The 7,428-nt window shown below is 59.4% G+C and carries 7 protein-coding genes and 1 pseudogene; 1 reads left to right on the top strand and 7 read right to left on the bottom strand.

The features are described from left to right. Nucleotides 1–189: 189 nt before the first annotated feature. The 6 genes from QRN36_RS25635 to QRN36_RS25660 all read right to left on the bottom strand — a co-directional run bounded on the left by QRN36_RS25635 (nt 190) and on the right by QRN36_RS25660 (nt 5,678). Nucleotides 190–843: an HAD family phosphatase gene (locus tag QRN36_RS25635; protein ID WP_285426597.1), complete on the bottom strand. Its 654-nt coding sequence runs from the start codon at nt 841–843 to the stop codon at nt 190–192. 185 nt (nt 844–1,028) lie between these two features. Continuing rightward, nucleotides 1,029–2,018 carry an ABC transporter ATP-binding protein gene (locus QRN36_RS25640; RefSeq protein ID WP_093463762.1) on the bottom strand — a complete coding sequence of 330 codons (990 nt, stop codon included), beginning with the start codon at nt 2,016–2,018 and terminating at the stop codon, nt 1,029–1,031. A gap of 1 nt (nt 2,019) precedes the next feature. Next, nucleotides 2,020–2,817, bottom strand: coding sequence for an ABC transporter permease (locus QRN36_RS25645; RefSeq protein WP_093463765.1), 798 nt, complete (start codon nt 2,815–2,817; stop codon nt 2,020–2,022). Further along, entirely contained in the window at nt 2,804–3,646 is an 843-nt protein-coding gene (locus QRN36_RS25650) for an ABC transporter permease subunit (protein WP_093463768.1), read from the bottom strand. The genes QRN36_RS25645 and QRN36_RS25650 overlap by 14 nt, the downstream gene beginning before the upstream one ends. Then, nucleotides 3,643–4,449, bottom strand: coding sequence for an alkaline phosphatase family protein (locus tag QRN36_RS25655; RefSeq protein ID WP_285426598.1), 807 nt, complete (start codon nt 4,447–4,449; stop codon nt 3,643–3,645). Before QRN36_RS25655 ends, QRN36_RS25650 begins: the two co-directional genes overlap by 4 nt. Before the next feature lie 152 nt (nt 4,450–4,601). Further along, complete coding sequence (locus QRN36_RS25660; RefSeq protein ID WP_285426599.1) at nt 4,602–5,678, bottom strand: ABC transporter substrate-binding protein; 1,077 nt, start codon at nt 5,676–5,678, stop codon at nt 4,602–4,604. A gap of 372 nt (nt 5,679–6,050) precedes the next feature. On the opposite strand from QRN36_RS25660, the gene QRN36_RS25665 reads away from it, so the two are divergent. After that, entirely contained in the window at nt 6,051–6,770 is a 720-nt protein-coding gene (locus QRN36_RS25665) for a UTRA domain-containing protein (protein ID WP_285426600.1), read from the top strand. Nucleotides 6,771–6,929: 159 nt separating this feature from the next. Here the strand turns inward: QRN36_RS25665 and QRN36_RS25670 are convergent. Further along, a pseudogene (locus tag QRN36_RS25670) lies at nt 6,930–7,428 on the bottom strand (hypothetical protein); the annotation flags it as partial.

Genomic DNA, 7,428 nt, shown 5'->3' on the forward strand with positions numbered 1-7,428 from the left:
AATGAGCGCATGGCGGTTGACTCCTGTCGGGAAATTCCAGGAGTCATTGAGCGCCAGATTGCAGGAGTTGACTACTGTCAGAAATGACAGGTTTTGCTACCGCTGGTCGGCTTTGCCTAAGGTAAAGCGTGCACTTGCGAGCCGAACAACCGGCTGCAGACAGCCATCAGTTTTGCCGTTTCCCGGGGGTTATTTCCAAAGATGAATCGGCCATCCGTGCTTTTCCGCTTCCGCGCGCAGCACCGCATCGGGATTCACCGCGTGGGGGAAATCGACCTTGTTCAGCAGCGGCAAATCGTTGCGTGAATCCGAATAAAAACTCGCGCCTTCGAGGTTCTCGCCTTCCTGATCCAGCCATTCCATCAGCCGCGTGATCTTGCCTTCCCGGTAGGTCAGCACGCCATGGGTCTTGCCGCTGTAGACGCCGTGGGCGATGTCCAGATCGATCGCCAGCACCTCGTCGACGCCGATCCGTTCGGCGATGGGCTTGACCAGATGCACGCCCGAGGCCGAGATGATCAGGATGCGGTCACCCGCGGCACGATGTTCGGCGATGGCCTTGGTGGCGTCGCTGAAGATGATCGGCTCGATGTAGTCCTCGACCCACGGCCCGACCAGAAACTCCACTTCCTCGGGCGTACGGCCGATCATCGGCTCCAGGCTGAAGGCCATGTAATCTTCCATCGCCAGCTCGCCCTTGCTGTAAGCCTCCATCAATTCGTGGTCTTTTTTGATGAACGATTCGGGATCGACCCAGCCCAGACGCCCCATCTGCTCGCTCCAGAGGCTGGCGCAGTCGCCGTGAATCAGCGTTTCATCCAGATCGAATATTGCTAAAGCCATTACCGCTGCCCTCTCAAATCATTTACATGCAATCAACTGTAGGAGCGTGGCTTGTCCCGCGAACTGCCGGGAACCGGCAGCAACCCATGTGAATGCGGTGTGTCAGTCTGAATCCCTTCGCAGGTTTTACGGCGGGTTCCCCGCCGATCGCGGGACAAGCCACGCTCCTACGGGTCTCGTGGCGTCTACGCCACTTCGCACAGCGCCGATGCTTCAATGTTCAGGGTGACGCGCTGGCCGTTCGGGTGCAAGTCGCTTGCCGATCGGTTGAGCACATCCACCACCAGTTCGACGCCGTGAGCCTGGACGCGATAGCGGATCACGTTGCCCAGCAGGCTGTGACTGAGGATCTCGCCTTCGAGCAGGCCTGTGAGGCTGAGCTGAATGGCTTCGGGCCGGATCGCCACCCGGCTGCCGATCGGTCGCTGCATCAGGCGGCTGGCGTCCTCGGCTTCCAGCAGGTTGTAGTTGCCGATGAAACCGGCGGCGAAAGCGTCCACCGGCGAGGTGTACAGCGTCTCGGCATCGCCGCTCTGCACGATGCGGCCCTGGTTCATCAGGAAGATGCGGTCCGACATGGTCAGCGCTTCTTCCTGGTCGTGGGTCACGAAAATCGTCGTCAGGCCCAGCTCCTGCTGGATCGCTCGAATCTGTTCGCGCAGGTGTTTGCGGATCCGCGCATCCAGCGCCGAGAGCGGCTCGTCGAGCAGCAGCAGGCGAGGGCGCGTCACCAGCGAGCGCGCCAGTGCCACACGCTGACACTGGCCGCCCGACATCTGATGCGGGTAGCGCTTGGCGAAATCGGTCAGTTCCACCAGCTTCAGCACTTCGGCCACGCGTTGCTTCGTTTCATCGCCGCTGACTTTCTGCATGCGCAGGCCGAAGGCGACGTTCTGCTCCACATTCATGTTGGGGAACAGCGCGTAACTCTGGAACACCATGCCGATGCCACGCTTCTGCGGTGAGACCGGGACGATGTTCTTGCCATCCAGAAAGATCTTGCCGCTGGTGACGGGCGTCAGGCCGGCGATGCAACGCAGCAGGGTGGATTTGCCGCAGCCGGACGGGCCGAGCAGGGTGACGAATTCGCCCTTGTTGATCACGCAATTGATGTCGCTGAAGACCGCTGTGCTGGCGTAGTTCTTTTGCAGGTTTTCGACACTGACGAAGCTCATATCAGTCTTTGTCCTTGTTCAGTCGGTTGGCCGCCCAGGTCAGCAGCAGTACGAAGAGGAAATAGGAGATCACCAGCGCACTGTTGAAGTGGCCGCTGCTGTTGCGCATGTTGTTGAGGTACACCTGCAACGTTTCGTAGCGCGTGCCGACCAGCAGGTTGGCGAAAACGAACTCGCCGAACAGGAACGAGAACGACAGCAACAGCGCGATCATCAGGCCCTTGCGCAGGTTGGGCAGCACCACCCGAAACGCCGCCTGGAACGTGCTGGCGCCGAGCAACTGAGCGGCGTCCATCAGATCCACCAGATTGATCGCCTGCAGGTTGTTGGTGATCGCCCGGTACATGAACGGCAACGCCACGGTGAAGTAGCAGCCGATCAGAATCCACGGCGTACCGACCATCGCCAAGGGGCCGGAACCATAGAGCTGCAGCAGGCCCACCGACGACACCACGGGCGGCACGGCAAACGGCAGCAGGATGAGGATGTTCATCAGTGCATCGAGCTTCGGGAAGTGGTAATGCACCACGAACAGCAGCGGCAGGATCAGCACCACGGAGAGGATCAGTGCGCCCACGCAGACCAGCAGCGACTGGCCGAAGGCGATGAGAAACCGAGGGTCGCTCCACAGCGCCACGTACCATTTGTAAGTGAATCCGCTGGGCAGGATCGATGCCGACCAACTGGTGGCAATCGAGTACACGAAGGTGCCGAGCAGCGGCGCCAACAGAATCAGAAACAGGATGTACACCACCGTGCGGTGGTAGAGCCCGACCGGGCCGCGTTCAGCGCGAGACATGGTAGCTCCTCTTCAACAGCCACTGATGGACGATGGTCACCAGCGTCATCATCCCTACCAGAATCATGGCCAGCGCACTGGCCAGATTCGGGTCCAGCGAAATGTCGCCCGCCACCATCGCGGCGATGCGGATGGGCAGCACGTTGAAGTTGCCGGTGGTCAGCGCATACACCGTCGCATAGGCGCCCAGTGCATTGGCCAGCAGGATCACGAACGTGCCGAGCAAGGCAGGCGTCAGCACCGGGATGCCGATGTGTCGCCAGAAATCCCAGCCGCTCGCACCCAGCAGCGAGGCCGACTCGCGCCAGTCTTCACGCAGCGCGTCGAACGCCGGATAAAGCAGCAGCACGCCGAGGGGAATCTGGAAGTAGGTGTAGAGGATGATCAGGCCGGTTTTCGAATACAGGTTGAAGTCGTCGATGATGCCGGCCTGTTTCAGGATAAGCGTCAGCGCGCCGTTGAAGCCCAGCAGGATGATGAACGCGAACGCCAGCGGTACGCCGGAAAAGTTGCTGGTCATGTTGGCGAAAGCGCTGACGAAATCCCGCAGCCGCCCTGGCACTTTGCGCAGCGAATAACTGCCGAGGATGGCGATGAAGATGCCGATCAGACTCGACCAGAAGCTGATCTCCAGGCTGTACTGCATGGCCTGACGATAAAAGCGCGAGTTGAACGCCTTGATGAAGTTGTCCAGGCCCCAGCCGCTTTCCGAATACAGGCTGTTGATCGCCACCCACGCCAGTGGCGCGAGCTGAAACGCAATGAAGAACAGGGCGAACGGCACCAGGCACAACAGGCCCAGCCATTTGCCGCGACTTTGTGAATTCACTTGAGCACCTCGGTGCAGACAGGTTTGTCGTGGGGCACGCCGAGCAGTTCGCAGACGATTCCGCAGATCTGGGTCTGTTTCGGTTGCGCATCAGGGTCGAGGCTGAACGCATCGCCAATGACGAACAGCGGCACTTCGCGTTCCTCGGGAAGCATGCCGTTGTGTGAGCGGTCGTTGTTCATGCCGTGGTCGGCCGTCACCAGCACCTGATACCCCGCGTCCAGCCAGCGCTGCAGGTACTCGGCCAGGATGATGTCGGCCGAGCGCGCGCTGTTGCGGTATTGCGGGGTGTCGAGGCCGTGCTTGTGGCCGGCGTCGTCGATGTTCATCGGGTGGATGAACAGAAAGTTCGGCTGATGCGCGGTGCGCAGGTGCTCGGCATCGTCGAACAAGTGGGAATCGGGGTAGTGGTCGACGTAGTAGAAGTGGCCGTGCTGGATCGGCAGATCGGCGTCGTCGGTGTGGCGATCGCGCCCGGCAATGAACGGGCTGCGGTTGTACAGCTCGCTGACCCAGTGATAGGCCGCAGCGGCGGTTTTCAGTCCGTCGGCGGCAGCGTAATGGAAGATGCTGCGCTGGCTGGAGAGACGGGAAACATGGTTATGCACGATGCCGCTGTCGATGGGCGCAATGCCTGTCAGGATGCATTCGTACAGCGGTCGTGAAAGCGCCGGCAACTCGCATTCAAGCTTGTACAGCGCGGCCCGGCCTGCATTCCGATACGCCAGCAGATGCCCCATCGCATGCTGCGCCACGCTGTAACTCAGGCCGTCCAGCAGAATGAGGATGACGTTGTGTTTCATGTGTCGCTCCGGGGGAAGAGGGCAATGCGCATTGTGCTGTAGGAGCGCGCTTGCCCGCGAACGCGTTGGGTGGGTCACCCGGTATGAACCTGATACGACGCAATCGCGGGCAAGCGCGCTCCTACATCAAACGCGCGTGCCCGTTGTAACGCTTACTGCATCTCGACGATGACCTGCTCGTTCCACTGCTGAGGCAGGGCTTTGGAGGTCTTTTCCCAGGCGGCCGGATCTTTGATCGGCTTGGGATCGGCGGCGACATATTGCTCGGAAGGAATCAGGTTCTTCGCGATGTCGGCGGGTAGTTTGAGGTTGGTTTCCGCACGAATCGGACGCGCATTGCCTTTCGCCAGATTGATCTGCCCCTCATCGCTGAAGATGTATTCGCGAGTCAGTTTGGCTGCGTTTGGATGTTTTGCGTATTTGTTGATGATGGTGGTGTAGCCGGACTTCACCGAACCGTCCGAAGGAATCAGCACGACATAATCGTCAGGATTGGCCATCTTGGCCTTGTAGCTCAGGCCGTTGAAGTCCCAGACGATGCCGACTTCCACTTCACCTTTTTCCATGGTCTGAATGGTCGGGTTGTTGATGCCCAGACGCTTCTGTTTGGCCAGTTCAGTGAACAATTGCAGGCCTGGTGCGATGTTGGTTTCGTCGCCTTTCATGGCAATCGCCGCTGCGAGCACGCCGTTGGCCGCCTGGGCCGCGGTGCTCACATCACCGATGGTGACTTTGTATTTGCCGTTTTTCAGGTCCGCCCATTTGGTCGGAACCTCGGAGCCGTGCAGCAGCTTTTTGTTGACGATGAACGCGATGGTGCCGGTGTAGGCCAGTGCCCAGTGACCGTCCTTGTCCTTGGCCCAGTCCGGTATCTGATCCCACGTCGTCGGCTTGTAAGGTTGAGTCACGCCCTTGGTCGTTGCGATAGGGCCGAACGCGGCACCCACGTCACCGATGTCGGCGCTGGCGTTGTCTTTTTCCGCATCGAACTTGGCTACTTCCTGAGCCGAGCTCATGTCCGTGTCCATGTGCACCAGACCGTATTTGGCGGTGAGGTCGGTCCAGGTGCCTTTCCAGTTTGCCCAGTCATCGGGCATGCCCACGCTGTTGACTGCGCCTTCGGCCTTGGCCGCGGCTTCGAGCGTCTTGAGGTCGGTATCCGCGGCCATGGCCGATGTGCTCAGCGCGATGGCCGAGCCCAGGAGTGATGCCAGCAAAAGGTGTTTCATTCGAAGCTCCTTTGGTACTTCTCGACCGTTATGAAGGACGAAGTCGTTGAAGTGCGCGTTGCGATGGGGTTGGTCTAGGTCAGCAATACCTGAGCCAAGTTAGGCCAGTTACATGACGTTTTCATGTATGGACCGACTTTTGCTGGGTGAAGCGCAGGCATCAGGCATCGCTGTCGAACAAGCGTAGACCATGCCCAAGTGGCTGATATAAAAAGGCTAATTTCTTTTTTATGCCTGATTTATCAATCAGATCGCGCTGGATTGTCACGCAACAGTCATCTACGCTGCCTACGCTGTGGATCACTGAAGCGGGCCGTTCGGCAGTAGACCTTGCCCCGAAATAGCGCTGGTCTAGTCCAGATAGGTAACGAAATGCGCCAAGATGTGCCCCGAGCGGTGACGACCATTTGCAACGCGTTGCAAGAACAGATCGAGCATGGCCTGTTATTGCCCGGCAGCAAGCTTCCGGCGGAGCGCAAGCTGAGCGAAGTGTTCGACACCACGCGTATCACCCTGCGCGAAGCGCTGGTGCAGCTTGAGGCGCAAGGGCTGATCTACCGTGAGGAGCGTCGCGGCTGGTTCATTTCGCCGCCGCGCCTGGCCTACGACCTGATGCGCCGCAGTCATTTCCACGCGATGGTTCAACAGCAGGGCCGAGTGCCTGCCACGCAAATGCTATCGGCGCGGCTGCAACCGGCATCGGCCGTCATCTGTGAGTTGCTACAACTGCCTGCGTTGTCCAGCGTGATCCAGATCTGCCGCGTGCGGCGCATCGATGAGCGATTGGTGCTGTACGTCGAGCACTACCTCAATCCCGAATACTTCCCGCAGATCTTCGACTTCGACCTGGATCAGTCGTTGACCGAGTTGTACGCGCGTCACTACGACATTCTGTACGGTCAGGTGCGGTTCGAGATCGTGCCCACGGCGTTGCCGGTCGAGGCCGCCGCTGCCCTGAAAGTATCGATCGGCAGCCCCGGACTGCGCATCGCCAGGGTCAACCACGACCAGCGCGGGCGACTGATCGATTGCGATCTGGAGTACTGGCGTCACGATGCAATCCACGTAAGCGCAGTAGTCGCAGAGGTGTGAGCCGCCGCACTGGCGACGGCTTCTCGCTGCCCACTATTAAGACGAGGTGCAAGGAGCGGTCAGCAAGCGCAAGCCTGGCGATCCACTGACCATTGGGATTGGCCGACACAGTGTCGACCAATCCGTTGCATTCCTGCACGGTAGGGATGTCACAGCGTCTCACTTCCGAGTCGGGATAGTCGGGATAAGAGCGCCAACAATGGTTACGGTTTGATCAGAGGTACTGCCGCCGTTCGGGATGTCGTCCCCGTTCGCGTCCAGGATAGTCGTGATAACCGGGCGAAGGGTAACGGCGCTTACAGTGAAGGTGCGCACCGCCGTCTCTGTCTCATCACCATACAGCGCTTTGGCTTTGATGGCATGATCTGCAACTTCCAGGTCATTCATTGCAAGAGTCCACTGCCCGTTTGCGTTGGCGGTCAGCTTGCCCTTGGAGATTGTGTGGTCAAATACTTCGACATCATGATCAGGCGCCGCGGTGCCACTCACCGTTACGCTGGTATCCGAGGTAGTCTGACTGTCCGGGATTTCGTTACCCTTCGAATCCTTGATATTGCTGATCACGGGAGGGTCCAATACCACGGCCGGACCCACGCTGAACTTAAGAATTGCTGAGTAACTGGTGCGTTTGGTACCTGCGCGAGTCACCTCGTACGAG

The organism is Pseudomonas sp. efr-133-TYG-103a, from assembly GCF_030209235.1.
GTDB lineage: Bacteria > Pseudomonadota > Gammaproteobacteria > Pseudomonadales > Pseudomonadaceae > Aquipseudomonas.